20 protein-coding genes and 2 pseudogenes are annotated in these 26,595 nt (G+C 45.0%); 8 read left to right on the top strand and 14 right to left on the bottom strand.

Going from position 1 to position 26,595, the window contains the following annotated elements; translation table 11 throughout:
* The 4 genes and pseudogenes from A37S_RS27590 to A37S_RS0120125 all read left to right on the top strand — a co-directional run.
* Positions 1-262, top strand: a pseudogene (locus tag A37S_RS27590) (IS982 family transposase); the annotation flags it as partial.
* Between the two features lie 213 nt (positions 263-475).
* Entirely contained in the window at positions 476-1,603 is a 1,128-nt protein-coding gene (locus A37S_RS0120135; protein WP_245586436.1) for an SPFH domain-containing protein, read from the top strand.
* Between the two features lie 57 nt (positions 1,604-1,660).
* Entirely contained in the window at positions 1,661-2,773 is a 1,113-nt protein-coding gene (locus tag A37S_RS0120130) for a TFIIB-type zinc ribbon-containing protein (RefSeq protein ID WP_051293344.1), read from the top strand.
* A 177-nt stretch (positions 2,774-2,950) separates the two neighbouring features.
* Entirely contained in the window at positions 2,951-4,201 is a 1,251-nt protein-coding gene (locus tag A37S_RS0120125) for an efflux RND transporter periplasmic adaptor subunit (protein WP_028298539.1), read from the top strand.
* A 72-nt stretch (positions 4,202-4,273) separates the two neighbouring features.
* Here A37S_RS0120125 and A37S_RS0120120 read toward each other — a convergent pair whose 3' ends face one another.
* Positions 4,274-5,422 (bottom strand): aspartyl protease family protein, encoded by a 1,149-nt coding sequence (locus tag A37S_RS0120120; protein ID WP_245586435.1) that lies wholly within the window; start codon positions 5,420-5,422, stop codon positions 4,274-4,276.
* Positions 5,423-6,044: 622 nt separating this feature from the next.
* Here A37S_RS0120120 and A37S_RS0120115 point away from each other — a divergent pair.
* Together A37S_RS0120115 and A37S_RS27270 are read left to right on the top strand one after the other, a co-directional pair.
* Positions 6,045-6,839 carry a carbon-nitrogen hydrolase family protein gene (locus tag A37S_RS0120115; protein WP_028298537.1) on the top strand — a complete coding sequence of 265 codons (795 nt, stop codon included), beginning with the start codon at positions 6,045-6,047 and terminating at the stop codon, positions 6,837-6,839.
* 158 nt (positions 6,840-6,997) lie between these two features.
* Positions 6,998-7,225 (top strand): hypothetical protein, encoded by a 228-nt coding sequence (locus A37S_RS27270; protein WP_157278914.1) that lies wholly within the window; start codon positions 6,998-7,000, stop codon positions 7,223-7,225.
* Between the two features lie 634 nt (positions 7,226-7,859).
* Here A37S_RS27270 and A37S_RS0120105 read toward each other — a convergent pair.
* The 4 genes from A37S_RS0120105 to A37S_RS0120085 all read right to left on the bottom strand — a co-directional run bounded on the left by A37S_RS0120105 (position 7,860) and on the right by A37S_RS0120085 (position 13,152).
* Entirely contained in the window at positions 7,860-8,081 is a 222-nt protein-coding gene (locus tag A37S_RS0120105; protein WP_028298536.1) for a DUF2683 family protein, read from the bottom strand.
* A 293-nt stretch (positions 8,082-8,374) separates the two neighbouring features.
* On the bottom strand, positions 8,375-9,367 hold the full coding sequence (locus A37S_RS0120095) for a siderophore ABC transporter substrate-binding protein (protein WP_157278911.1): 993 nt from the start codon (positions 9,365-9,367) through the stop codon (positions 8,375-8,377).
* Between the two features lie 80 nt (positions 9,368-9,447).
* Positions 9,448-10,695, bottom strand: coding sequence for a DUF4374 domain-containing protein (locus tag A37S_RS0120090; RefSeq protein WP_028298533.1), 1,248 nt, complete (start codon positions 10,693-10,695; stop codon positions 9,448-9,450).
* 39 nt (positions 10,696-10,734) lie between these two features.
* Complete coding sequence (locus tag A37S_RS0120085; RefSeq protein ID WP_051293343.1) at positions 10,735-13,152, bottom strand: TonB-dependent receptor; 2,418 nt, start codon at positions 13,150-13,152, stop codon at positions 10,735-10,737.
* A gap of 583 nt (positions 13,153-13,735) precedes the next feature.
* On the opposite strand from A37S_RS0120085, the gene A37S_RS26445 reads away from it, so the two are divergent.
* Positions 13,736-14,737, top strand: coding sequence for a helix-turn-helix transcriptional regulator (locus A37S_RS26445; protein ID WP_028298531.1), 1,002 nt, complete (start codon positions 13,736-13,738; stop codon positions 14,735-14,737).
* Between the two features lie 186 nt (positions 14,738-14,923).
* Here the strand turns inward: A37S_RS26445 and A37S_RS0120075 are convergent, their stop codons facing one another.
* The 6 genes from A37S_RS0120075 to A37S_RS0120055 form a co-directional block, all read right to left on the bottom strand.
* Positions 14,924-15,415 carry a DUF2271 domain-containing protein gene (locus tag A37S_RS0120075; protein ID WP_028298530.1) on the bottom strand — a complete coding sequence of 164 codons (492 nt, stop codon included), beginning with the start codon at positions 15,413-15,415 and terminating at the stop codon, positions 14,924-14,926.
* 5 nt (positions 15,416-15,420) lie between these two features.
* Positions 15,421-16,944, bottom strand: a complete 1,524-nt coding sequence (locus A37S_RS0120070; RefSeq protein ID WP_028298529.1) for an ankyrin repeat domain-containing protein — start codon at positions 16,942-16,944, stop codon at positions 15,421-15,423.
* A 188-nt stretch (positions 16,945-17,132) separates the two neighbouring features.
* On the bottom strand, positions 17,133-17,348 hold the full coding sequence (locus tag A37S_RS27265) for a hypothetical protein (protein WP_157278908.1): 216 nt from the start codon (positions 17,346-17,348) through the stop codon (positions 17,133-17,135).
* A gap of 147 nt (positions 17,349-17,495) precedes the next feature.
* Entirely contained in the window at positions 17,496-18,515 is a 1,020-nt protein-coding gene (locus A37S_RS0120065; protein ID WP_425414413.1) for an acyl-ACP desaturase, read from the bottom strand.
* 217 nt (positions 18,516-18,732) lie between these two features.
* Positions 18,733-20,733 carry a M56 family metallopeptidase gene (locus A37S_RS0120060; protein ID WP_084163990.1) on the bottom strand — a complete coding sequence of 667 codons (2,001 nt, stop codon included), beginning with the start codon at positions 20,731-20,733 and terminating at the stop codon, positions 18,733-18,735.
* Between the two features lie 4 nt (positions 20,734-20,737).
* Positions 20,738-21,109 carry a BlaI/MecI/CopY family transcriptional regulator gene (locus A37S_RS0120055; protein WP_028298526.1) on the bottom strand — a complete coding sequence of 124 codons (372 nt, stop codon included), beginning with the start codon at positions 21,107-21,109 and terminating at the stop codon, positions 20,738-20,740.
* Positions 21,110-21,415: 306 nt separating this feature from the next.
* Here A37S_RS0120055 and rpsA point away from each other — a divergent pair, with 306 nt between their 5' ends.
* Positions 21,416-23,353, top strand: coding sequence for a 30S ribosomal protein S1 (gene rpsA / locus A37S_RS0120050; RefSeq protein WP_028298525.1), 1,938 nt, complete (start codon positions 21,416-21,418; stop codon positions 23,351-23,353).
* Positions 23,354-23,622: 269 nt separating this feature from the next.
* Here rpsA and A37S_RS0120040 read toward each other — a convergent pair whose 3' ends face one another.
* The 3 genes and pseudogenes from A37S_RS0120040 to A37S_RS27840 form a co-directional block, all read right to left on the bottom strand.
* Positions 23,623-25,206 carry a M81 family metallopeptidase gene (locus A37S_RS0120040; protein ID WP_036603442.1) on the bottom strand — a complete coding sequence of 528 codons (1,584 nt, stop codon included), beginning with the start codon at positions 25,204-25,206 and terminating at the stop codon, positions 23,623-23,625.
* A 68-nt stretch (positions 25,207-25,274) separates the two neighbouring features.
* The gene (locus tag A37S_RS25470) at positions 25,275-26,303 is read right to left on the bottom strand and encodes a hypothetical protein (protein ID WP_051293342.1); all 1,029 of its coding nucleotides are present in this window, start codon (positions 26,301-26,303) and stop codon (positions 25,275-25,277) included.
* Between the two features lie 63 nt (positions 26,304-26,366).
* A pseudogene (locus A37S_RS27840) lies at positions 26,367-26,595 on the bottom strand (IS3 family transposase); the annotation flags it as partial.

Genomic DNA, 26,595 nt, shown 5'->3' with positions numbered 1-26,595 from the left:
AGCCTATACCAACTACCAAATAGAGGACGATCTGCTGGAGAACGATCAGATTGCCCTTAAAGTGCACCGAAAGGCAAACAGCAAAAGGAAGGACAGTGCAAGCGCGGCATTCATAAAAGAGTATATGAGAAAAAGGGTGGAGACGACCATCAGTGAGATAAAGGGGCTGTTTCTTAGAAAAATCCATGCCGTAACATTTAGGGGATGGATTCTTAAAATATCCCTGTTCATCTTCGCTTTTACATTGAACAAGATTATATAACTAGCAACTTGAATTAATTAAAAAAATAACACATAATACTTTTATAATGGCTAATATTTACTAGCATTTATCGGCATAAATTACTGTAGTTATTTTGATATTTGACGAATCTTTAACTACCTTTAACTTGGTTTTACACGTTTTTACATTTAATAAAAAATGGTTGAACTATTATCTTCGAAGAAGTATATAAATATCTAATAAAAGCCGCATATGATGGGTATTTTTAATAAGCTACGCAATGAATTTATAGATATCATTGAATGGGTGGATGAATCAAAAGACACCATAGTCTGGAAGTTCCCGAGATATCAGAATGAGATAAAAATGAATGCGAAGTTGACCGTAAGGGAATCGCAGATGGCTGTTTTCATGAACGAGGGAACGGTGGCCGATGTCTTTGCTCCCGGCATGTATACCCTGACCACGCAAAACATGCCCATCCTTTCTACGCTTAGGGGATGGAAATACGGGTTCAACAGTCCTTTCAAAGCGGACGTTTTCTTCGTGAGCACTCGGCAGTTTGTCAATCAAAAATGGGGCACCAAAAATCCGATCATGCTGCGCGATAATGAATTTGGACCAGTACGGTTGCGGGCGTTTGGCAATTACGCCTTTCGGGTACAGGATGCTGGCTTGTTCGTCAAGACCATTGCGGCAACAAACCCCACCTTCACCGTGGAAGACATCAATGAGCAGCTGCGCAACCTGGCCGTCAGCAGGGGAATGGATGCCATAGCCGAGTCCAAGATTCCCGTACTCGACCTAGCTGCAAATTACGATGAGTTCTCCGTATTCATCACCGATAAAATCAAATCCGAGTTTAGTGAATTGGGCTTGGAACTCACAAAATTCCTTATAGAAAACATTTCCCTGCCATCGGAAGTGGAGGCGGCACTCGACAAAAGAAGTAGCATGGGTATCGTGGGAAACCTGGGTGCCTATGCGCAATTTCAGGCAGCCAATGCCATGGAAAAAAGCGCCGAAAACCAAGCTTCTGGAGGCATTATGGGCGCTGGTCTTGGAGCAGGCTTTGGCGCATCGATAGGCTCGCAGATGGGGGGTATCTTCCAAAACAACACCGTACAAGGCAATTCAGCTACCCAGGCAAGCAGTACTCCACCTCCTATTCCAACAGTAAACACCTATCATATAGCCATCGATGGACAGCAAACAGGGCCATTCCCATTGGAAGAAATCAAAAATAGGATAGCTTCCAATCAAGTTCTTAGGGATACGCTCGTATGGTCTGCAGGTATGCCCAATTGGGCAAGAGCCGATAGCGTGGATGAGCTAAAAGCGCTTTTCAGCCAAACGCCTCCTCCTCTTCCTGGAAATTGAATATAGGAGATTGATCCGTTTTTGATATGTTTCTTTGACCATAATTGATTTATACCCTTGGAAGAGAAAAATGCCGACATCAATTTGTCGCTCCAATGCATCAATTGCGGCGCCGTTTTATATTATGAACCAGGGACTTCATATCTAAAGTGTAATTATTGTGGCACGAGCAATGAGATTGAGCGTTCACAAAAGGAGGATGTTCGATCACTGGATTTTGATGAATTTGTAGAAAGCACTGCCATTCCCCCAAAAGACGGCATGGAGGCATTCGTAGTACAATGCAAAAACTGCGGTGCAAATACGACCTTGCCTGCGGGAATTACTTCCGATACCTGTGCCTTCTGCGATTCTCCACTCATATTATCCATGGCCCATAATGAGCGCATCCTAAAACCACATTACATACTCCCCTTTTTACTCAATGACCTAGAAGCCGAAAAACGTTTTCGACAATGGCTGGGCAATCTATGGTTTGCACCAAATGCGCTCATCAAAAACGTGAAACAGATACACCGCGACCATTTCAAGGGCATGTACCTACCCCATTGGGCCTACGACACCAAGACAAAAACAACATACCAGGGTCAAAGAGGGACTTATTATTGGGTGACGGAACGCTATACTACGGTTGAAAACGGGCAAAGAGTGACTAGAAGTAGACAGGTGAGGCGCACGAGGTGGCATTCGGTGTACGGACAGGTATCATGCACCTTCAAAGACGTCTTGGTATTGGCAAGCCACAGCCTTTCCCGAAAGGTAGCCGATAGACTGGAGCCTTGGCAGCTTGCAAAGCTGCAGGTATTCGATGAACGCTATATGAGTGGTTTTCGATCGGAGACTTATAGCATAGATGCCCGACAGGGCTTGGAATTGGCCAAGGTAAAAATGGAAAGCACCATAATAGGCGCCGTTCGTAGGGACATTGGTGGCGACGAACAACTTATAAATCATCATGAAAACCAATATTCCAATATCAAACTAAAATACAACCTGTTCCCCATATGGATCAGTTCCTTTAAATTCAAGGGAAAGCTATACCAAATAGCCATCAACGCCAGTACGGGAGAGGTAATTGGCGAAAGGCCATACAGCATCGCAAAGATTGTTTTTGCGATTATTGGATTTTTAATCCTAATGGCCATTCTTTACGTACTTTTACAGGGATGAGCATTCAACAGAGTCCTGTCTATGCTTGTAAATAGTCCAAAACCGAACAAAAAGTGTTCGCTATCGGACAGATGAGCCGGGCACAAAAACCATAATAAACTGATTTACAAACCAGTTTCACTTTTGGCACAAGCTTGAATATAGATAGGCATCATATAAAAAGCCAACAGCTAAAAAATGGACAGAGTAATACCAAAGAAAAAGTGGAACAGTAAGCGCATCGCAACGGTAGCGGGTATCGCTGCCCTTGTTGCCCTCATATTTGCCAGTTATTATTTTACCTCGGGAAACAGTAAGTTGAACGTAGATTCCGAACGCATCACCATTTCCGAAGTCAAAGAAGATTCCTTTCGCGAATTTATACCTGTGAACGGCATGGTACTTCCCATCACTACCATTTATTTGGACGCATCGGAAGGCGGTCGTGTGGAAGAGAAATTCGTGGAAGATGGTGCTATTTTGAAAGAGGGCGATCCGATCATGCGCCTATCCAATACCGATCTGGAACTGAGTCTCGTCAATCAAGAAACGCAGGTGCTCAACCTACTTACGCAGGCGCAGATATCCGAAACACAAGCCCAACAGGCGTCCATAAGTAACCAAAATGCTTTAGCCACAGCCAATAACGGTCTTTTAGAGGCAAAGCGCATTTACGATTTGAACAAGAAACTTTATGATGAAAAGGCCATTGGCAAACAAGAATACCAAAAAGCCTTAAACGAATTCAATTATCAGAAGCAACTCTATGAATTGACCAAACAAAACGTCGCACAAGATTCCATTATAAGGAGTCGCAATATGGAACAGAGCAAGCGAACGTATACAAGCACAAATGCCTCGCTGGAACTAATGCGTCGCAAAGTAGGCGATCTTGTGGTACGCTCACCAGTAGATGGCCAGCTGACGTCATTTGATGCGGAAATAGGTCAAAAGAAAAACCCGGGCGATAACATAGGTCAGTTGGATATTCTAAGCGGGTTTAAAGTGCGTGCAGACATCGACGAACATTATATCAGCCGCATATATCCAGACCTAGAAGGGGAATTTACCTTAGCTGGCAAAACATATCGGCTGAAAATAAAAAAAGTTTATACTCAGGTGACTAACGGTCGTTTCCAAGTAGATATGGAATTTATGGGTGATATTCCCAAAGGCATACGGAAAGGACAAACCTTACAAATCCGACTGGCGCTGAGCGATGAAACAAAGGCCATCTTGTTAGCCAAAGGTGGATTCTATCAACAAACCGGTGGCAACTGGGTATTCAAACTGGACAAAGACGGAAAAATAGCCTATCGTGTCGATGTGCAACTGGGACGTCAAAACCCCGACTACTACGAAGTGATTAGCGGCCTAGAACCTGGCGACAAAGTGGTTACTTCAAGCTATGAGACCTATGATAAAGTGCAGGAATTAGTGGTAAAATAACCATTGGCAATCAGCTATTGAAAATTGATTTGCATCCGATAGCTGATTGCTTACTATATGCTTAGTAGCTTATTATTTTATACTCTCAACTTTAAGCTTCACCACAAACAGTTCGCCATTGCGGCTTACAATGACATCTAATTTACGTTTTGGTGTCTGCAGCAACTTTTTAAACTCTTGAAAAGAGGCATTTATACGACCATCAATCCCAATGATGATGTCTCCTTCCAATAAGCCGACCTTTTCGGCAACCGACCCCTTGGCAACATCACCAATATGCGTTTCTCCATTTATATACAGTAAGTCCAATCCCGAATAGGCATAGTCAAACTTATCCTTGAAATGACTATTCGGTTTCAGATAGATTTGTTTATTCGCATAGTCATAAATAACGTTGAAACGCCTTAGGATGTCATTCCCAATCAGCCCTCCCAAGTAAGGGTAAGAAGTGACGTCATATTCATCGTCAAACACCAATGTAGGTACGTGTTTAAATCGGTACGGACCTATCTTTACCTCTTTTACGGTAGTGATATCCATGTCGATCTTTCCTCCCAGGCCGTGGCCTTCTTTTTTTCTAAATTTCTTATGTTGTTTAAATACCACACTGTCTTCTACAAATTCTTTCGACAGCATAAGGCACACACCAGCCCCCACGTCGTGCAATACCCTTGGAAACATGGTGTGTTGTTCTTTCAGCAAAATATGGTGGGTGGGCAATTTGTTCAAAAATGGTCTCAACATGGTTCCCCCACGGGGGTATTTAAAAGGTCCCTGGCTATAAACGTCTATCAAATCTGTATCATAGTCTATACGAATGATGAAACGATTGAAGAAGGAAAAACCGATGACACCATCAATTTTAAGACCATATACCATGGATAAAAAATGATAGTCATTGATGTGAAAATCCAAGCTGTCTACTGTGAGTTCGGGAAAATGGAGTGCCATATTCCTGATAAATTCCGCGGTTCGGATACCTCCTACACCACGTACCCGGATGTTGGATTTCTCTGGCTTCAGTCCAAGTTGCCTTACTAAAGAAGAATCGAGTGAAATACCTCCGCTTCCAGTATCTAACACAAAATTTAAAGTATCTGGATAGTCTCCAATCCGCGCATGTACGATAATCACCCCGCCAGTTATGGTAAAAAAATCAATCTGCGTAATAAGTGATGCCGGTGGGCCAATTATTTGCTCCTGTGCTCTACAGCAATACACACTCCAAAACGCAAGCAAGAAAAATATCCGAAGCGACTTCATCACGAGTTAAGATAAAAATTCCTGCAAGGAGAAAGCCGCCTGTATTGCTTTAAAAATGCATTACAAAACGATATAAGACATGACAGGATTGAGGTATCTTCCTAACGGAAGCGACCCTATGCATTGTTTATAATTGTATTAATAGCAAAATAAAGGTAAGCAATGGGTTTGGATTAAACAAGAAAGGTGAGATATTGATCGCAAGGGGGTGCATTTCAAATTGTCGCACTTGGTGATGCTACCCACGGTTACACGGTGATGTGTATACGAATACGAAGCTATCTATGACCGTTAGAAAGGTGGCGCTGGCATATCCCCCTCTTCGAGGGGGGCGCATGGGAAATGTGTGTTGGAAGGGGGAGGAAAGTGCAACAATCAACCTCCCCCTCCCCCCTCCAAAGGGGGATATAGTAAGCGTGCTACCTATATAGTCCCAATAAACAGCGCTAGAATGACGACTAGTATGCAAATACTTGTATGCGACAATTTGAATTACGCGCTTGTCAGATTTATCACAAAATTTATAACTTTACGCTTGAACAATCGGCTGTAAAATATAGTTTCAATTTAGATATATCCCATGAAAATAGCACTTGCCTCTCCCCCCTTTCCGACATCCATTGAGGAAGGCCTCTACTGGTTAGAGACACTAAGCGCAGAGGCAGCTGCGCAACATGCTGAAATTGTCTGTTTTCCCGAATCTCTCCTACCAGGTTATCCCGGAATGGGCTACCCGATAGCAGACCGTTCAAAATCTTCTCTTGAATCAGCTTTGCAGAAGGCTTCTATCATTGCAAGGAAATATGCAATCGCTATCATTCTCCCTATGGATTGGTATCTTGGAGAAGAAATATATAACCTGGCACATGTTATATCGAACGAGGGCGATATGTTAGGTTATCAAACCAAGAATCAGCTCGACCCTACGGAGGATACGCTGTGGTCTGCTGGACATCAGCGCGAAATATTCGAAATCAACAAAGTCAAATTTGGAATTACGATATGTCATGAAGGTTTTCGGTACCCCGAATCCGTAAGATGGTCTGCACGAAATGGAGCGCAGATTGTTTTCCATCCGCATTTTGTCGGTAGCGATACAGAAGGTGCTGTACCTACGGAATTTGGTGCAAAAGAGCATCCATATTATGAAAAAGCGATGATGATGCGCGCTTTGGAAAACACCATCTATTTTGCAAGTGTCAACTATGCTTCTAAATACCAAGAAGCAGCTTCTGCCGTGATCGCACCAGATGGCTCGTGTGTAGCAACTCAAAAATATGGTGAAATTGGCGTACTAGTAGTTGATATCGATACAAGCAAAGCTACGGGACTGCTAGCAAAAAGATTCAAGCCCAATTTGTTTTACTCTGCCTAAACCGCTTGGTATCAAAAAAAACAGTTCTATGACGCTTTGCATGGGTAGCTCAAGTTGGAGTTCATGGCCTTTTCGGTCGCTCGAGCCGCTACCGGCTTTTACTTTTTTTGCCAAAGCAGAAAAAAAGTAAACAAAACCGAATCCCGAATGCTTTCGGGATGAGCTCATTAGCGCCATTGAAATCGAGTAGGAAGATAGGGATTAATTCCCTATCTGTCCTCTCACACCATCGTGCGTACCGTTCGGTACACGGCGGTTCCCTACTTTTATATCGGAACGATGTGTTTGACGTTGTTTTCAGTTATCCTAATGACGCAATCACTCTTACCTATCTTTCGGATTCCGTCCTATTCTTGTGGCAAGGAGCCTCCAATACGAGCATCTGACCAGTCGTTTCGGTAACATTCATTTACTGTCTAACTGCAAGGTTCAGTCCTTCGATACTTCGTGAGACCTCCCGTGGTAAGGTACTTCACTTTCATTCCATGTCCCCGCCATATTTACATACCGCTGTCCGTGTAATCTTTGGACTTTGACTTGTGTTGTAGTCTCGTCCCAACGGTTATGCCTGATATGATTCGTGTTCCTCGGGGCGGGACTTTGCCTCCAACTTCCTTCAGATTCCGCATCGCAACGGACACCCTTGTCTTCAGCTAATGGTTGGCGATTACAAACCCCCATAGTGGACTTTCACCACCTAGTTAAGTACCATGCACGGCACACAACAGACAAAAGCGAATAAAACTGCTTTTGCGGCTGTGACCAACTGGCTAAATGCCGATGGCCAATACCAGTTGAACGCTAAGCCTTTGGCACTTATATATCTGATAGTGGCCAAAGGCTTGCATTCAACCAATGGATTCGTCAGCCATCTGCATTCTTAACGCCAATTGCTCAAGGCCGCCCTGCATGCGCCGCCTTTCCAACGCCCCCACCATGGCTCTGCCCACACTATCCGTCATAGAGCCCTGATTTTTTATGCTTTGCCATGTCGTCTTTGGCCTTTTGTATTAATTAAGACTACAAACTTTCCCATAATTCATCGATATCGTTCACCTCGTAGCGCTTGTCATTCGCAGCCGACTCTTTAATCTTTTTCACAAATTCAGGATTGTAAGGACTTTTTAACTCTTTTTCGCTTTCTGTAATAACTATACCGTCGCTTTTTTCGGAAAGCAGTTTTGCCATTTCAATCAGCAGTTTTCCCGCTTTTGTCCGTTTGCTTATCGTTATCGTTGTCATAGCGCTACAAGTTTTTGATCATAAAGGTACGAAAATATCCTGTTACAAAGGTAATGATTTCACCTCCTCCCCGAGTACAGGCTCTCCTAATCCACGCCCTCTTCGGATAGGTATCAAGCTGTTCGAGATGCGCTTTGCTAACATCTCGAACATACGGATAAAGCAGATTTGCAATCCGCAATTTGAGGTCAAAAACCTCTTTTTATCTGTTATTCGACATGCCCTTCGGAACATGTCGAATAGCGAGAATACTTTCGTTATGTGTGCAATGTCGCTACCACAAACATACAAACTCAAAATTTAATTCTGTACAACTTCTCGCCAATGTCGGTGATCTTACTATCTACCGATACCAGCCCCCCGCCCGAGAGGTACCAGATATTGCCAGGTAGCAAGAATACCTTGCCGTTCTTATAGGCCTTGGTGGCTTTGACATCATCGGTGAGCAGATCGCCCAATGCAGGCATGGTGCCCTGGATGCCCGTGGCACGGTCTATGATGAAGAGGTAGTCCGGGTCTATCTGGGCCAACGTAGGTCCCTGCGGCCTTTCGGGTCTTTGCTGCCCTGGCGTACCGGCTCCAGTGCCTCCGCCGCCACGTGGTCCTCCGGCGTCGGCCGTTGATGGATCTGGTGTATAGGCGGCTTTCAGGCCCAGTACGTCATAGCCAAAGCCGAAGCGCGACTTGGGCCCATTGGGATTAAAACGCTCGTTCACGTGCAGCACGAAGAGGGCCTTGCCCTGGTCGTCCTTGCTTTTTGCCTGCACCAGCTCCACTTTTTTGCGCAGGGCGGCCAGTTTTTCCTCGGCCAACTGCTCCTTGCCATGCAAGGAGGCTATGGTACGTACATTCTTTTCAAAACTGGGCCAGTAGTCGTTGGCATCCGTCCCGAAAAGCACCGTAGGTGCTATGGCACTAAGCGAATCATAAACCGAACGGAGCCTGCCGCCTATGATGATCAGGTCGGGCTTCAGCTGTTCCACGATGGCCAGGTCGGCCCTGGCTACAGATCCTGTACCTTGATATTCCGGATTTCGTTCTTTGAAGCCCGCTAGGTAATCCGGCACTTTTTCCGGTCCGCCCACCACGGGGATGCCCAGCTCGTGGTAGGTCTCCAGGCTGCCCATATCGAACACCACTACCCTTTTGGGGTTCTTGGCCACCTTCGTTTCCCCACCAGAATGCGTGATGGTTATCAGTTCCTGTGCGAATGTGCCTTGCTGCAAGACAAAGATAGCAGCGAGCCATAGGCCCGCTGCTTTTAATAAAGGTTTATGGATTTTCATTGTTTTTTTGATACCAAATTTGAGTGTCAACTGTACCGATAGAGGCTTCAATTCATCCACATCAGTTTTCAAAGTTGTTTTTAATTCCTCTCCACAAAGGTGATTGCACGTATAGAAGTCACACCATCAAAGCGTGCTCCTTTTATAGCTGCGCCGGTGTTATAATCCACGGTGTAGAATCTGTTTTCCTCCGTGCTGGATATACCTATGTACAACTTGTTATCAAAGAGATAAGGATCGCTAAGGCCATTGTTGCCCGGACGAATAATCTCTTTGTCGGGAAGTCCGCTTATCCAGGTCAGGCTCTTTGTGCTCATGTCTGCAATTGCATAATGCCCGGAGATAAAGGTGCCGCTTGTTTCTGTTGCTTCACCTGCTGCATACGCTGTATTATAGAATTCCAACAAAAACTTATTGTCCTTGACATGGAATATCTTGCGGATGCGGTAACCGGCAACACTTTCTATGTCCCAGTAGTAGCTTTGGTCAAAACCGTTGGCACCGCTACGGATCACTAGTGCACCAGCTTTTTTGGTCCCGTTGTTGTTGCTGGAGAATACGTACACGTCACCATTGCCAGCCGGTCCTACATGAGAAAAACGTGCAGATTGCATGAAACCGCCGGATATGCCCAGTCGGGAGTCGGTATAGACAGCTTCGGTCGCCAGGGTATTGGTATTGATCTTGGCAACTATGGCATCATTTACGGTGGCATCTTCCCAGAAGTTCAGGCTTGTGTAAAAGGAATTGCCATCTCCGGCATCTGCTATGCCTATTAGAGCGGCGTTCATGCCTTCATAGCCAGCAAACTCATTCACGGGAAATAATTGAAACTGGGGCGTACCGTCCGACATCGGAACCCTGTTCATGGTAGCTTTTGTTTGATCGTAGGTAGCCCTATTACCACTCATCAAGGTGTACACGTAATCACCTACCAAGCCGGCGGTGATCATGCCGTTTTGCAGCTCAAACTCCGCCCCGATCAATGCCGGGGCTCCGCTCGAGTTGATCGTGAAGCGCTGCCCTACGTGTGCGTTACCCTGTCCGTACTTGAGCGCTACGATACCTTCGTATGCATTGGGAATCCAAAACGTAAAGGTGTTGTTGTACTCCAGCCCGTTGTTTACGTTAGTAAGGACGGCATCGGGGTTTTCAATTGTTTCCAGGGACGTGGACAGTAGGTAGGTAGCCTCGCCGCTCACCCCCGCTACGAGGATCTGTCCCTCGAGGGTAACCTCGGGGGCAGGATTATCGTCATCGCTACAGCCTGTTGCCGCAAAGATGGCAAGGGCCAGGATCCATGATTTTTTGATAAATTGATTTTTCATGTTCGTATATAATTTAAATGGATAAAACAACTTTTAAAGTTATCGTTTAACAAAAAAGTACCTAAGTGCAATGGCAAAGCGGCGTCCGGGCTTCTGCAGGCTAAAGTTGTCGTACAGAAAGGCATTTTCCAGATTGCGCGCCTCTAAACTGATATTGTACTTGCCGTTTTGCATAATATAAGTCGCGGTGAAGTCACTGTAGCGCTGTTTGGGAATGGACGCTCTAGTATCGGCCGATCCCAAGGAATAGGAATTGAGGTACATCTCCTCCACAAAGTTGAAAGCATAGTTGAGGTTCAATGTGTTCCCTTTCTCGAACAGGTCATGGAAGTAGTAGGATGCATCTACCGTATAGAAGAAGTAAGGGAGGTTGGGCATGCGGTAGCCATAGTTGGGATTCAACGTGTTTTCGGTGGCATCCGAATATACTGTCTTGTCCCGAATGTTCGTATAGGTGAGCGTACCGCCTAGGGCTACGAGATTCTTGTAATACACACGGGTCTCCACGTCGGTTCCCAACCGCGTCACACGGCCGTGGTTTTGGCGACGATACACCGCATTGCCGTTCAGTTGGTCGCCCTGTATGCCGAGTACTGTCTGTATGAAATCGCGTGTGTTGCGGTAGTATCCCGACCAGTCTATATATAGCACATAATTGCTGTTCAGTTCCTTGTTGAGCGTAAAGCCCAGGTTGAAGTTGTCGGAATTTTCCGGGCGCAGGGTTGCATTCCCCTCATCGAGGATCTCGTCCCCAAAAAGTTCCCGATCGTTGGGCAGGCGGTAAGCTCTCTCTGCAGATGCCTTAAGTTGGAAATCCCGGAAGAAATAGGTAGAAGCTATGCCGTAACCGACCTTGCTGGCATTCTGGGTGTGGCGGTAAGTAATCGTCTGGCTGCTATTCGCGGGGTCCGTCATTTCATTTGGCCCTGCCACGCTGTTGAGATAATGCTTTACGAATACGTTGGTATTCCATTTCCTTTGGTAAGTATACCGATATTCCAACCCCATCACATTGGAGGTGCTACGTCGTACCATACTGTCCGCCGCGGTAGGCAGATCAGGGGAACGTGTTTCGGCGATAGTGACTAGATCTGGTTCGCGGGTGAAGCTGCTCACCACGTTGTTGAAGGCAATGGAATGATCCTTGTTGATACGGTAACCTATATTGGCGGTGGCCGAAGCGTTCCTGTTGTCAAACTCCGTAAGGCCAAAACTGGCTTCTCCATAGGAGTTAGTCTGCCCCCTGAGGTCTGTAAGGGCCATACGCTCACCCGTCCAGCTGTACCTGTATATAGATGTATCCACGGTACCGGCCCTTTCATAGTTATAGTTGCCAGTGACACGTATGCTCAGTCCGTCCACGATCAGGTTGCGCTTATCGTAGACGAAGGAGGGCAGAACGGATTTGGACCAGGCCGTACGCTCACCGTACACATAGCGCATATCGGAGCCGTGCTGCACGTCCTGGTGTACCTGCCCTAGCGTCAGGGCCAGCATGAGCCGATCGGCCCAGCTCTTGCCTACGATGCCCACACGGGCCATGATGGTCTCGTTGCGGTAGGTGTCGTGGAAACGGCGGAACCAGCCGGAATCCGCAGACCAGACAGACCCATTCTGCCAACCACTTCCTGGTTCGGCGTCTTCCGGATCGATGGTGCTGAATATCCTGTACCGCGTCTTCACCTTATAATCATTATCAGAGTAGTTCTGGAAGGCATTGACCTGCAAAGAGACGCCCGACTTGAAGGTATGGTTGAGACTCAGGTTACTTCGGTGCGTATTGAAAGAGCCGTAGGAATAGGATGCATCCAGCGTGGTATTCGAGGTGCGGTTCGTGACAATATTGATGACCCCACCAAGGGCATCCGCACCAAACTCGATGGGCACCACGCCCTTGTACACCTCTATGCGTTCGGCTATATTGACGGGTATGTTGTTCAACTGGAAAGCGGACCCCATGCCCTGCATGGGCACCCCGTCTATGAATATGCGTATGTTGCGACCGGTGAAGCCGTTCAAAGTAATGTTCATATCCGAGCCCACACCGCCCGATTCACGTACTTTGACCCCCGACGCCCTATCTAGCAAATTGCCCAGATTCAACGTCGAGTTGTACTGCGACTTGGCGTCCAAGGCTACGACATTGTATGGCGTCTCTCGCACGTCGGCAATGGCCGACTTGCCCGTGACCTCCACTTCCGCCAGATTGGTCTGGTCGTCCTTTTCCAGCGAGAAGTTCTTCACGGTTTGTTGATTGTCTTTCAACTGGATATGGCTGCTACGCTTTTCATATCCCAATGCCGTGCACACGAGGGTATAATTTCCCGCCGGAACAGTCAGCGTATACTTTCCATCGGCCCCGGTTTCGGTTTTGTAGGAGGTCTTTTCCAGATAAACGGCCACATCGGCTATGGGCTCGCCCCTATCGTCCTTCACTTGTCCGGAGATGGTAGCCATTTTTTGTTGCGCATGAGCGGCAACTGTGCATAAACAACAAATAGAAATAAAATATAAAATTCTTTTCACGTAATGACGTTAATGGTTAAATGATAATGTCATCTATCCAGTCCAAAATTGACGGCAGCAGTTTCTGAATGCCTTTTGCCTCCACTATTTAGACCTGTTTTAAATAACTGTGCAAAACTAACTGACCTTTCGGTTTCTCAATGACGGTAAATGGGAAAAAAAATAGCGGTTAATAAGACTATATCGATTTAATCTAAATAGTGTCTGTCTATAATGTCGCCTAGCTGCGTTGCACTCACTCGCGAAATACTCATTTACCTTTAGTAAACTGCGCTTTCGCTCATTTCGTGCGTCTTGCCAGACACCATTATAGCCTAGCCACCGACGCTGTGGAGGGACACTAAATAATCCTGCAGGCCGGCACAAGCCGTGCTGGCCGTCACAGCGCATTTATTTGTACCGGAAAATGTTTCCGCCATTGTTATTTAGAATTATTTCAAATAAATTTGTGGCTGTCGGCTAGGCTATTCATTCGGGGCGGCGATAGCGCGGTAAAAACAAAGAAGAAAGGATTATGCATATTCAATCCAAACTGATAGAAGTATCGAAGGTGATTTGTGATCTGAAGCTATCGGACGAGTACAGAGTTGATGACTCTATAGAACAGGAAATACTGATAGACAATGGCGGAAATCATGTCGATATAAACAGCCGCGTGTTGTTCACTTCCGGACTTTGCATCATAGAAACTTCTCTGGAGATAGCCAAGAAGGTAACGGATTACTTTTATGTTCACGGCGAGCATATCAAGCATACCTTTTTCGTAAACGGACGGTCACATGTGAGCGAATCTGACGGGGATCGTTCTTTCGACCTGGATATTGGCGTGATGCGCAGAAATTTCCTGAATGGTTCCCTATGGGATGTGGAGATGCGCGGGAACAACTCGGTAAGGTATTTTGCTATCCTTTTGTCTAAGGACTTCTTTATAAACCTGGTAGGCCAAGAGCAGTGGAGCGCGAACGATGACTTTGTACAGCATGTCGCGAACAATGACGCCGCGATGAATGTAGACGAGACCTACCCCATCAATCTGCCTATACTAAGACTTCTCCGTGATATCCTTGATGTCGACCATATCATCACAGACAAGCGCTATTATGTGGAATTGAAACTCCGCGAACTATTTTTCCTGATCCATGAACAGCAGGTGCTGTCCAACAGGTTATTGGCAAGCAACCCCCATTTGTACAAAACACTTGAAAACGTGAAAGCTTATCTCATCATGAATTTCCACAATCCGCCTACCATCAAAAAACTCGCTCGCTTATTTCTATTGAATGAAAAAAAGCTTATGCACGACTTCAAAAATGCCTTTGGAATCACAATCTACGCTTTTATCATTCAGTTGAGAATGGACAAGGCACAAAAAATGCTGTTCGATAACTATTCGGTCAATGCCATGGCAACGGAACTGGGCTACCGTAGCGTCTCCCACTTTATCAAAACATTCAAGTCATTTTACGGGCATACCCCCAAGGAGGCGCTGATGCGTATATCGAGGTCTATCGCTTGAAAAAGCTTATCGCGATTTATTTTGTCAACGCCATTAACTCGGTAGCACTATGATTTTTCTCGATTAGTGGCCGAACAGTTAGGATAATGCCTGTAAGGGATGTAAACGTAAGGAAAAGAAAAGGAGATACGGCCAAAATTAAGTGGCTGTATCTCCATATCGAAAGTACTATAGGAAACGTCGGGACTAATTGGCGCTAAACCGAACGTAACGGATATAGCCGGTACCCTCGTTCCGCGCCTTAAGGGTTTCGCCCGTGAGCGGAATTTCCAGGTCTTTCACATAGTATTCCTTATCTTCCACTGCAGTCTCAAAACGCAACTTGTAGCCCGCATTGATCATGGCGTTTTCGATCTCTATCACATTAACGCTACGGTCGCCACCCGTAACCGATGCGCCCGTTATGGCACTGATATTGGCCGGCTTTTTGGAATAGGCCTTATACCATTCCTTGACGTCGGGGTACCATTTCTTATCCGAGCCCAGCACATAGAGCGTCTTGACATAGGCGCCCTTGCTATCTATCACGGAAATGACGATATAGGCACCTTCGCCCATGTAATTGGTCATCTGTACCATGCATTTGTATTTTGTGGTAGCAGATTGCGAGAATACGTCCTTTGCCCCCAGCAAGGCAAGAAAAAGCAATAGAACGGATAATTTATGAAGACGGTGCATAGTGGTTATTTAAGAAAATCTAAGGATATGTTGTTTTTCGAAAAAGATTCGTTTTCGCCTGCCAAGTCATAGGCGCTCTCGTCAAAACCGGTCAATATGTCTTTCTTTGCCCCGATGGAGAGCAGGTACTTGATGACCTTATCGTCATGGGAAACCATGGCGGCGCGGTGCAAGGCCGTCAACCCTTCCTTGTTCTTGCTGTTGACATCTATGTTCAATTTTTCGATTCGCTTCAAGAGGCCAAGATCGTTTTTTACAACCGCTAGATGGTACAGGGTATTGCCATTTTTTTGCGGCAGGGCCACATCAAGCCCTTTCTCCGCGAGTAGCTGAAGCTTCACGCCAAAATCGTCCTGTTGCCGTCCACCGCTTGCCTGTTGAGCTCTAGGTCCTCCGGGACCTGGCCGGCCACCTTCCCTGTATGACTGTACGAGGTAATATGCCAGGTTGTTGCCCTCTGCATCGGTGACCTGTACGTCTGCCCCATTTTTCAAAAGATAAGCCACCACTTCCGGTGAATTGCCCTGTACGGCCATGGCCAATGCAGAGACTCCCTTTTTGTTGGTTTGATTGATGTCTTTCAGTTTCGGCATCAGGAGCTCCAATACGGCCGTGTTACCACCTGCCGCACAGGCCCTCATAAAGGGCGTGTTGCCTTCATTGTCGGCCTGGTTGATATCTACTCCCTTGGAGAGAAAATAAGTGATAATTTCTCCCTGGTTGGGCTTGCCCACAATATAGTGCAGGACATTTTCTCCGTCATTGCCCGTTGCGGTAGGCTTTATCTTCAGGCTCTCCAGGTATTGATATACCTCCAGTGTATTGACTGTCCGTCTGGTACCTTGACTGGCCATGATCATCGCATTGTCGTTGAAGGCTACACCTCGCTGGAGCAGTCCCTTCAGGATATCGATGTTGCCGCTCTTGGCCGCATAGTTGAATGCCGTATTGCCCCTGGCATCGGTGGCTTTCAGGTCCAGGCCTTTTGACAGGAAATAGGTGGTTACGGTAAAATTGTTGTCTTGTCCCACGGCCAGCAACAGCGCATTTGCGCCATCAGGGGTCAGATCTTTCTTGAGATCGGCACCATGGGCCAAGCAAAGTTCATAAACATTGGTGTTTTGCTGTCCGCTATTGGCAGCAAAGTTCAACGGGGTATAACCATGGCTGTCCTCCTTGTCTACCTTGGCGCCCTTGCTCAATAGGTATTCCATCACTTCCACATTGCCCTTGCTTGCTGCCCAGTGCAGGTAGTTTCTACCATCATGGGTTAGCTTGTTTACGTCATTGCCGGGCTGGGCCAACAAATATTTAATCGACTCTACGGGAGCCTCGTTGTTAATCGCCATCACCACGGCATCAAAGCTCATGGGGTTTAGCTGGCTAGGGCTGGCGCCTTTTGCCACTTCGGCTTGCAGGGCAGCTACACCTGGTTTTCCTTGCCAAAATTTTTGATCCAACAGGATGTTCTCCTGCGCCTGCGCCGAAAACGCCAGCGCCGTAAAAGCTGCAATAAATAAGGTTTTCATATACTATAAAAATAATTTTTCTTTAATGACACGATCTAATCAACCGTATCATCCCATTTAAATCAATATCCGTATTACAGTCGCAAAGGTAAAAAGATATTTAGATTAATTATAAATTGCAGCAAAAGTAAAAACAAATCTTAGAATACAATAGCGGCAATTAGAAAAAAAAATCGGTATGAAAACCTTTATTGAACTAAACCCACGGTAGCTAGGGCTCTAGGCATACCGGGGTGTGCTCCCCCCTTGAAACGGAATTTCGCAAAAGAATCTTTATCCACATCGCTTGGGCTCCATATGGCAATCAATGTGCGGATCGACGTGTTTCTTGCTTCGTTCGGTTTGCCTGAAAATAGTCTAGACGAAACGGTCAGGTGTAGAAACAATACAGGGCAGTTATTCATAGTTGCCCAAAACAGAATAACATATAAGGGGATTGTTTATTTATCGTAGTTGTCGCAGCAATATTTGTACATTCAAGTATGGATATTGATGACAGAGTTATATCGTTGATATATTTTGTTTGAAAATTGACTTTTACGGTATCGGGACTAGCTGTAAATCCACTTAAAATTATGTGTTTTCTCTGGCATCTTCATTCTCTCTGCTATACGTAAGAGCCTATCTGGAAGTCTCATTAAGTAATCTCTCGCCTTCTCCCCTGCATCATTTAGATCTTTGAGTGAATCAACTTGCCATTCCTTAAGTAAATCTTTCAGGATATCCACGTAGTCCAGTGCGGTATATACGCCAAGCCTTTGGGCAGCATCCGAAAAATGGGAAAATGCCTCTCCCTGCGGCTCTCCCGATTCACGGAGAAATTGAGCGGGCATCACGATCTTCTTGCGCATCATATCTTCAAAGGCAATAAGCACCTCACTGGCATCTACCTTGACCGCATGTGTAATAAAAGACATATAGGCTTTGGCGTGCCTTGCTTCATCGGAAGCGATAACGCCACACATCTTTGACAAAAGTCTGTCACCAGACTTCTTCGCCAAACTAGCTACTCGCCTATGGGAAACATTGGTAGCTAGTTCCTGAAAGGATGTATATACGAAATTGCGGTAAGGGTCTCGTCCAGTACCTATATCGAAACCATCCTTAATAAGGTATTGCGTAGAATATTCAAACTCACGCATGTTCACCCTTCCGGACAGGTACAAATATTTGTTCAACAAATCGCCATGCCTATTCTCCTCTGCCGTCCATGCACGTACCCATCTCATCCATCCACCCTGCTCGTTCTTTTCCACATCTTCCACCATGGTCAGCCAAGATTCGTATGTAGGCAAGGCTTCTTCCGTAAGCGTATCGCCAATAAGTACCGCTACCAGATCATAAGGAAGCTCCCTGGCACTTCCCTGCAAGTCCTTCACCTCTTGAAAAAAGCTATCCCTTGCGGCATCTGGCAGAAAATCTGCCGGTTGCCACATCTCTTCCACAGGCTTCAAATACTCGCTCATTTCGTTGAGCATAAAAGGCTCCAGATAGGTCATCACCTCTTTCCTCGACCCCTCGTTGATGGCATTCATATCTTGCATATTGGCTACAAAGATACACAACCTCATTTACAAATGCGATATATGCTCAAGACAGAATGTAGTTTTATTGTCTCCTCCGCTAGTTGGCCCCCGCCCTTAACTTAAATCGGAATGAGTCTTTTAGAGACGCCTCTAGACTCCATAAACTCTACCACCGAAACTTTAATTTGCCACTATGCTAACAGTTATGACTAACGGTGAAAATATTAGTGATTTGTTGACTGGTCTTATACAGATGAGGTTTCTAATTGTATCTTTTTTTCTGTTCACCAAAAAAAATCTGCAATTCCTTCACATTATCCGTATATTGATCTTGGTATAGTTTTTTTAAACGTAAGTACTCTTGTGCCTTTTTCTGATCCACATTCGCATATTGCTGCTGCAACTTAGTTAATTCCTTTTGGTATTGTGCTTGATATTGCTTCATGGCCTTACTATGTTCCAACAATTGGTTGATTTGATGCTTTTTCCCAAAAATGGTCATGGTGGACAAACGTAAAGTATCGATACCCTTTGCCGCTTTTTCCCATTGTTTCATTTGGTTTTTCCATTCCGCTGAATTGAAATGTTTTTTGATGGAGTCGCTCAATCCTTTCATTTGGTTTTTCCAATCCTCCGATTTGAAATAAGCCGTAATAGAGTCAACTTCGCCCATCAGTTTATTGCGCCATTCGGGCGATTCAAAATGGCGTTGCAACGAATCGGCCAAATGTTTGCTCTCCCATTCAAGTTTTTTAATCTGAGCTTTCCACTCGGGCGATTCAAAATGGCGCTGCAACGAATCGGCCAAATGCTTGCTCCCCCATTCAAGTTTCTTAATCTGTGCTTTCCACTCTGGCGATTCAAAATGGCGTTGCAACGAATCGGCTAAATGCTTGCTCTCCCATTCAAGTTTCTTAATCTGTGCTTTCCACTCGGGCGATTCAAAATGGCGCTGCAACGAATCGGCCAAATGCTTGCTCTCCCATTCAAGTTTCTTAATCTGTGTTTTCCACTCGGGTGAGGAAAAGTAGGCTTTTAAGGAGTCGGTCTGTGTACGGATTGCATCAAAGTTCCTTTTCAAACTGTCTGGCAGATCCTCATAGCTATCAAAGGTCAATTTGGATCCATCCTTACCTATATAAGTAATATTATTTTTCTTTCGTATGGTGTCCTCCTCCCACTTAGTGTCGATAGCCTTGGCATAACCGCTATCAGCATACATTTTTTCTATTTCTTCTCTCATTTGCTCCTCCTCTTGTGTAGATTCCACGGGTTTAATCCATGCCAATGAGACGATGCACCCTAACAAGAGGCTAAGGATGGCCAATTTGTGCTTGGTGTTTAAATAGTTCTTTTTCATACTGGTTATTCTTTGTATTCTATTCAACAAATGTTTTTTCTTACCGATGGCTTGCATGGCCAGGCTTTGCTTTGGTTTTAGTTGCAGCTCCTCCAATTGTAACAGGGTTTTGGCATAATGAATGGGTTTGGATGTATGGGCTATGACCACATCATCGCAGGCGTTTTCGCGTTCTATCTCCAACATCCTGCTCATAAGCCATACAAATGGATTAAAAAACAGAAGCGTTTCCACAATGGTCTTAAGAACATTGAACAAATAATCCCTGCGTTTGATATGTGCCAGTTCGTGAATCAGCACGGCCTCAACCTGATCGATGCTCAAATGGGACAATAGCGCTATGGGAAATAAAACGACTGGCTTGAAGTGCCCAATGACCGAAGGTACATCGATATAGCTGGAGAGCTCAAACTTTACCGTCTTTTTAATGCCCATTTGCGACCTCAATCGTTCAAACACCGACCTCCAATTATCTGGTACGGCCAATAGACCATGCTTGCGGATAAAATTCAACCTCCGAAACCCATTCAGTACCCATATCAACTGAAAGAGTACCCCAATAGCATAACAGGTGATCATCGTAGGGAAATAATGTTCGATATATGCTGCGATGGGCACTGCACTTTCTTGGTTGAATGGGGGCAACAGCATCAAATCCATAGCTTTGCTTTGATCAGCTGGTATTCTTTGTCCAGAAAAGAAATGATAGCAAAGGACACCCACAAAAGAAGCCAATAGAATCATTAAGCTGGTGAATAGCACGATTGATTTAATACGTGCACTTATCTTTTTGATAAAGTGGAAACACAATAGCAATAATACATAAGCGACGGCTCCCACCCATAGGGAGTGTACTATACCCCACCCCAAACCTTTTAACAGAAGTGAACTTGCATGTTCCATAACATTAATTTTCTAAGTTGTCCAGATATTTCTTTATTTCTTCTATCTCCGCTGCACTTGCCTTTTTGTTTCCCAATGCCTGCATCACCAGCCTCGCCGCAGATCCGTTGAATACATTGTCGATCATTTTATCCAACATATGCTTTTGAGTAGTCTCTTGGCTTACTTTTGCCTGGTAGATATGGGTCCTGGCCGAACTATCCCTATCGACTAAACCTTTTTCATGCATAATTTGCATGATCTTCAAGGTGGTGGTATAACCAGATTCCCTTGTTTGATTCAATATCTCGTTGACTTCCCTCACACTGCACGCCCCTTTTTCCCACAATATCTGCAGGATTTCCAATTCACTCTCTGTTGGCTTGATATACGACATAAATAAAATACGAATTGTTTCGTATTTCAAAAGTACGAAGTATTTCGTAAATACAAAATAATTCTCAAAAAAATTTAAATAGGTATCTATTATTATTCAGCGATAGCTCCCTCTATCGATCCGACATTCTCCTATTATGTAATCAAAGATTCAGCGTACTTGCTGAAAAAAGCAACGATTTTTGATTCAAACTACATGATTATCATCGCATTCAAAAAAGAAAACGCTGGAATATTGCATTATTTTAAAATAATTTTCCCACCTTTGCAGTCCTGATTTAAATCGGGAAAAGGAGAAATTTAATTAATGGCAAAAAAACTAGAAGCAGAAAAAGAACTAAAGGCTAAACAAGCCGAGCAGGACACTGATTTAAAATCAGTTAAGGAAAAAGAAAACATCGAATCAGAAGCTGACGAGAAGTTTATTAGCGAAATCAAATCAAACACTTGGATCACTCCAGAAGGAGATTTCGACTGGGACCAAGACGATAAGGGTTTCGGAAACTACAGTGATGAAGAGCGCGCAAAGCTAGAAGAACAATATGCTGGCACGTTCAACTCCGTAAACAAAGGAGAAATCGTTGAAGGAACAGTGGTTTCCATCAACAACAAAGATGTGGTACTTAACATCGGTTTTAAATCAGATGGTTTGGTATCTCTTTCTGAATTCCGCGATCTACCCGACCTAAAAAAGGGCGATAAGGTAGACGTATTCGTTGAGCAACGCGAAGATGAAAACGGCCAACTGGTCCTTTCACGCAAACGCGCAAAAACTCAAAAATCTTGGGAAGCTATCAACGAGGCGCTTGAAAACGACACCATCATTACTGGCTTTGTAAAAAGCCGTACAAAAGGCGGTCTGATCGTAGATATCAAGGGTGTAGAAGCATTCCTTCCTGGTTCACAGATCGATATCAAGCCTATTCGCGATTACGATATATATGTGGGCAAAACCATGGAATTCAAGGTGGTTAAAATCAACCATGAGTTCAAGAATGTGGTTGTTTCCCATAAAGTTCTTATTGAAGACGATCTGGAAAACCAAAAATCAGAAATCGTCTCCAAACTTGAAAAAGGACAAGTATTGGAAGGTACCGTCAAAAACATTACCGATTTTGGTGTATTCATCGATTTGGGTGGCGTAGATGGTCTATTACACATCACTGACATCTCATGGGGCCGTATCGAGCATCCAAAAGAGGTACTTTCATTGGATGAAAAAATCAATGTAGTAGTTCTTGATTTTGACGATGAGAAAAAACGTATTGCTCTTGGCTTGAAACAATTGACACCTCATCCTTGGGAATCATTGGATACCAACCTAGAAGTAGGATCCAAGGTTAAAGGAAAGATTGTTACCGTTGCAGATTACGGTGCTTTCCTTGAAATCATCCCTGGCGTAGAAGGACTGATCCACGTTTCTGAAATGTCTTGGTCTCAAAACTTGCGTAGCCCACAGGAATTCCTGAAAGTAGGCGATGAGGTAGAAGCTCAAGTATTGACTTTAGACCGTGATGACCGCAAGATGAGCCTAGGTATCAAACAATTGACTCCAGATCCCTGGAAAGACATCGCACAACGTTATCCTATCGGAAGCCAACACAAGGCTGTCGTGAAAAACATGACCAACTTCGGTGTATTCGTTGAAATCGAAGAGGGTATCGATGGCTTGATCCATATTTCAGACCTTTCATGGTCTAAGAAAATCAACCATCCGAATGAATTCACCAAAGTAGGTGAAGAACTGGATGTAGTAGTTTTGGAATTGGATGAAGAAAACCGCAAGTTGAGCCTTGGCCACAAGCAATTGGGCGAGAATCCTTGGGATACCTTCGAAACGGTATTCACTTTGGACTCTATCCATGAAGGCACTGTGTTGAAGGTAACCGACAAAGGTGATATTGTAGCTTTGCCTTATGGTGTAGAAGGTTTCTGCCCAAGCAAGCACAGCATCAAGGAAGATGGTACCGCTCTTAAAGTAGACGAAACTTCCAACTTCAAGATCATAGAGTTCAACAAAGATGCTAAGCGTATCGTCATCTCGCATTCCAGAATTTGGGAAGATGAAAGAGCTGAAGCAAGAGTGGAAGAATTCAATGCTCGCAAGAAAGAAGCAAAGGCTGCCTCAAATGCAGTAAAGAAAGTGAAAGACTCCGTAGAGAAATCTACATTGGGTGATCTTGATGTCCTAGCTCAATTGAAAGAGCAAATGGAAGGTGAAGAAAGCTCTAAAAAGTCAAAGTAAGTTTAGCTTAATAAAGTCACTTTATAAAATGGAAAGCCTTCCCAAAATTGGGAAGGCTTTCTTATTTTTATATAAGCTGTTTTTCGTAATAGCCTAATAATGCGCTACTCAATCTATCACCGAAATAGTACCTTTCAAGGGCAGGTCCCTGGACGAGCTCCCTATCATAATCCGAAAATCCCCGGCTTCTATTCCTTCTTTCATATGCACGTTGAGCATGTCGGAAATACTCGATCCATTTTCATCTAAAAGAGATCACAGGGGTCCTTTTATTTATTAGGTCGGTATTGATGCGACAAAGGGACAAGTTTTGCCGTCAAATCGGGGTCCTCCATATCCTTATCAAGCGGAAACATCGGCCGCTGGATACGCTTATAGGGCAGCTCAACCAAATTTTGGTCTACACCACCAGCCGTGAGGGCCATTACCCAATCACCTCTCAAGTTATACAATTCGGGTTCCAGATAGCCAATTTTCACCATCAATATATCGGCCTTTCGAGGTTGCAGATCGAGATCGGTAAAATCGTGTTCTTTATGGTAAGGCTTACGTTTTTTTGTCACTATAATGTAGTTGTTATTGATTTTCAAGACGACCTCCACCTCGGCATTCCTATCTCCTTCTTTTATGAAATACACTGTGCCTTTTAACTTCAGCGGAGGAGCAAATCTATCATCAACCATGGCCCCCACATAGCCTTCTACCGCTTGCCCAACGCCTACCTGCAATGCCTTCTCTACCAGTTCGGGGCCGGGAATGGACGCATATATGAAAGTCGGTCCATTGGGAGACTTAAAGGCCGGGTTGGAAAGAACATCGGTCAGTGTCTTGGTCACATCACCTGCGCCACCTGCGGTAGGGTTATCACCCGTATCACTGATCACATAAGGTTTCTTCTTACTTCTCAGGGCCATCGCTATTGCCTCGTCCAAGCTTGCCGTGGGCGCCACGAAATCAAACTCGCACCTTGCATCCCAGAATTTCCTGGCCAAGGATTCGGCCGTAGTCCTCACCTTGCCCTCATCATCTCCCACGACCACCACTTGGGCATGGTTGCGGGGCTCATCCGCCCAAGGGTATCCCATCCATATCGCGGCATCGACAATACCTTCTTGATCAGCGGCGGGCCCCACCTCGGCATAAAGGCTTTTTCCTGGCTCAATACGTGTGCTTGTCTGCTCGCCTGGCAGCAGGATAGGTATGGCTATGGAGGCTTTATAAGCCGGTTTGCCTTTGCCGCTCTGGATCCGCTCTAACAAGTTCCTTACGGCTCTCTGTTTGGATTCCATGGCATCTTCATGAGGAGCCATTCGATAGCAAGTAATCAGGTCGGAATAGGCGGCCAGTGTCTCCGTGACATTTCCATGGAGATCCATACTGGTGGAGATGACCGTGCCGGTACCTATCACTTCACGTATGCGCGTAATGAGATCGCCCTCCGCATCGTCCATACCGACCACGCTCATGGCTCCATGAATGTCAAAAAACAAACCATCATAGGGTAGATTTTTTTTGAGTGAATCCAACAGCTCGGTTACCAACGACTCATAAGCCTCCCTAGACACGGCACCTCCTGGCAAAGATTTTCCAATAAGTGCAGGTATCCATTCGGCCGCTGCGCGCAATTCGGAACCTTCATCGAAAAAAGGATAATAACCTAGCACCTCCTCCCCTCTCCTGGGATGGAATGCTGCCGCCTCTGTAATGGCGGGAGAAAAGGTACTTGATTCGATGCCCAGTCCTGCAATGGCTATTTTGGGCTTTGATTTTCCGTTGCTTTTTGAGTCAGAACCACTTCCACAAGCATACAGGAAAAGTGACATGATGATCAATAGCGAAAACAGATATCTCATGATAATCAACTTTTTGTTTAAATATTATTTTAGATGTACGGTAATATTTCCATCATGACAGGCATTGATCATTTTGGCTGGGCAAGTTCCCACAAATTGCTATAAAAACCGGCATCTGTTAACTCTTGTGGACCGTTCTTCAACATTCCCAGCCTAAAGAACATGTAATCGGGAAATCCACTAGCACCGGCAAAGTATTGGTTCGCTGTGGCTGCCCTCATGCCATTGACGCCCGTACCTGTAATGACGCCCACGCTGTGGATATCACTCCCTGGCTTTTTCCAAACAAAGTACCCACCAAGGTCTTCACCCTCATATCGCTTGTTGCCCATGCTCACGCCAGAAGGATCTACTGTGATGGGGCAGTCCGCAAGCAAGGTACTCCAAGCGCTATTTGTCTTGGCATTACCTATAAGGATAACGTTCCTTTCAGCATATACAGAAGGTTCAAAATCGTCGTCGGAAATGATATCAAAGGCTCCATTTCCACGGTAATACCAAGATTCGGCATCGTACCTGGCCTTTTCCAATGCCCACTTATTTTCTTCGGCATTGCCTTTAGTGCCATATACGTAGACCATGCGATGGTTGAATGCTTCCTTAAATGTTCCGTTGCGATGCGGCCCTTTTTCTTGTAAGGAAGGGCGCGGAATCACCCGCCAAGCATTTTCATTTTTTTGTATAAATAGACTTTCATTCAATGAACGGACAATATGGGTCAGCGGCTGCAAGCTGTCCACCTTAATCTGTATGGACTGACCTATCTGAAAATCTTTCAGTACCAGCTGCAATACCCCAACATTTTCGGTATTCCCCTCGATAATGCCACTAAGGAGATCGCGAGTCAGCACTACACGAGAATACTCCAAAGGCTGCTGCTGTTGGTATATCGTGGTCCAATAATAGGAAGCGGAAATCCCCGGATTTGCCGTTATAAAGTCTATATTATTCACAGCCGTATCTATTTTACGCAAGTGCCAACGAAAATAATCGAAAAGTGGTTTCCAGTCCACACTTTCGTTGCTGTACCAGTGCGAGCCTCCAGGGTACTCATAATAACTAAAATCAGGTTGGAAATCAGCCAATATGCCTTTCATCTGTCTGTACGTCTTCAAACTAAATTAGACACATTAGGATGAAACCTTAAGGAGACTTTCGAGTTATAAATTTATTAATTTTTGTTGATTATACAATTGTCTTCTTTTATTCAGAGAATCGATTTTTACCTGTTGTCTTTTTTCCAAAATTCTTTCAGATCGTCCACAGTAGACATCTGCAGGTGTTAAGTTTTGCAGCGATTCGTGATAACGTCTGTTGTTATAGTTGTCCACAAAGTTTCCCAGGGCTTCGATAAGTTCTTCTGGATGGTAAAAGTGGTTTAATTTCACT

Origin of the sequence: Olivibacter sitiensis DSM 17696, from assembly GCF_000427965.1 — a bacterium.
Classification (GTDB): domain Bacteria; phylum Bacteroidota; class Bacteroidia; order Sphingobacteriales; family Sphingobacteriaceae; genus Olivibacter; species Olivibacter sitiensis.
This window is presented reverse-complemented; position numbering and strand designations above follow the sequence as displayed.

Bases quoted from the DNA above. Each gene is read 5' to 3' on its own strand.
- A37S_RS0120135 (WP_245586436.1), top strand. From the start codon at position 476: ATGATGGGTATTTTTAATAAGCTACGCAATGAATTTATAGATATCATT.
- A37S_RS26445 (WP_028298531.1), top strand. From the start codon at position 13,736: ATGCATATTCAATCCAAACTGATAGAAGTATCGAAGGTGATTTGTGAT.
- A37S_RS0120060 (WP_084163990.1), bottom strand. From the start codon at position 20,733: ATGGAACATGCAAGTTCACTTCTGTTAAAAGGTTTGGGGTGGGGTATA.
- A37S_RS0120105 (WP_028298536.1), bottom strand. From the start codon at position 8,081: ATGACAACGATAACGATAAGCAAACGGACAAAAGCGGGAAAACTGCTG.
- A37S_RS0120075 (WP_028298530.1), bottom strand. From the start codon at position 15,415: ATGCACCGTCTTCATAAATTATCCGTTCTATTGCTTTTTCTTGCCTTG.
- rpsA (WP_028298525.1), top strand. From the start codon at position 21,416: ATGGCAAAAAAACTAGAAGCAGAAAAAGAACTAAAGGCTAAACAAGCC.
- A37S_RS0120065 (WP_425414413.1), bottom strand. From the start codon at position 18,515: ATGAGGTTGTGTATCTTTGTAGCCAATATGCAAGATATGAATGCCATC.
- A37S_RS0120095 (WP_157278911.1), bottom strand. From the start codon at position 9,367: ATGAAAATCCATAAACCTTTATTAAAAGCAGCGGGCCTATGGCTCGCT.
- A37S_RS0120125 (WP_028298539.1), top strand. From the start codon at position 2,951: ATGGACAGAGTAATACCAAAGAAAAAGTGGAACAGTAAGCGCATCGCA.
- A37S_RS0120115 (WP_028298537.1), top strand. From the start codon at position 6,045: ATGAAAATAGCACTTGCCTCTCCCCCCTTTCCGACATCCATTGAGGAA.
- A37S_RS0120070 (WP_028298529.1), bottom strand. From the start codon at position 16,944: ATGAAAACCTTATTTATTGCAGCTTTTACGGCGCTGGCGTTTTCGGCG.
- A37S_RS0120040 (WP_036603442.1), bottom strand. From the start codon at position 25,206: ATGAGATATCTGTTTTCGCTATTGATCATCATGTCACTTTTCCTGTAT.
- A37S_RS25470 (WP_051293342.1), bottom strand. From the start codon at position 26,303: ATGAAAGGCATATTGGCTGATTTCCAACCTGATTTTAGTTATTATGAG.
- A37S_RS0120055 (WP_028298526.1), bottom strand. From the start codon at position 21,109: ATGTCGTATATCAAGCCAACAGAGAGTGAATTGGAAATCCTGCAGATA.
- A37S_RS27265 (WP_157278908.1), bottom strand. From the start codon at position 17,348: ATGAATAACTGCCCTGTATTGTTTCTACACCTGACCGTTTCGTCTAGA.
- A37S_RS0120085 (WP_051293343.1), bottom strand. From the start codon at position 13,152: ATGGCTACCATCTCCGGACAAGTGAAGGACGATAGGGGCGAGCCCATA.
- A37S_RS0120090 (WP_028298533.1), bottom strand. From the start codon at position 10,695: ATGAAAAATCAATTTATCAAAAAATCATGGATCCTGGCCCTTGCCATC.
- A37S_RS27270 (WP_157278914.1), top strand. From the start codon at position 6,998: ATGAGCTCATTAGCGCCATTGAAATCGAGTAGGAAGATAGGGATTAAT.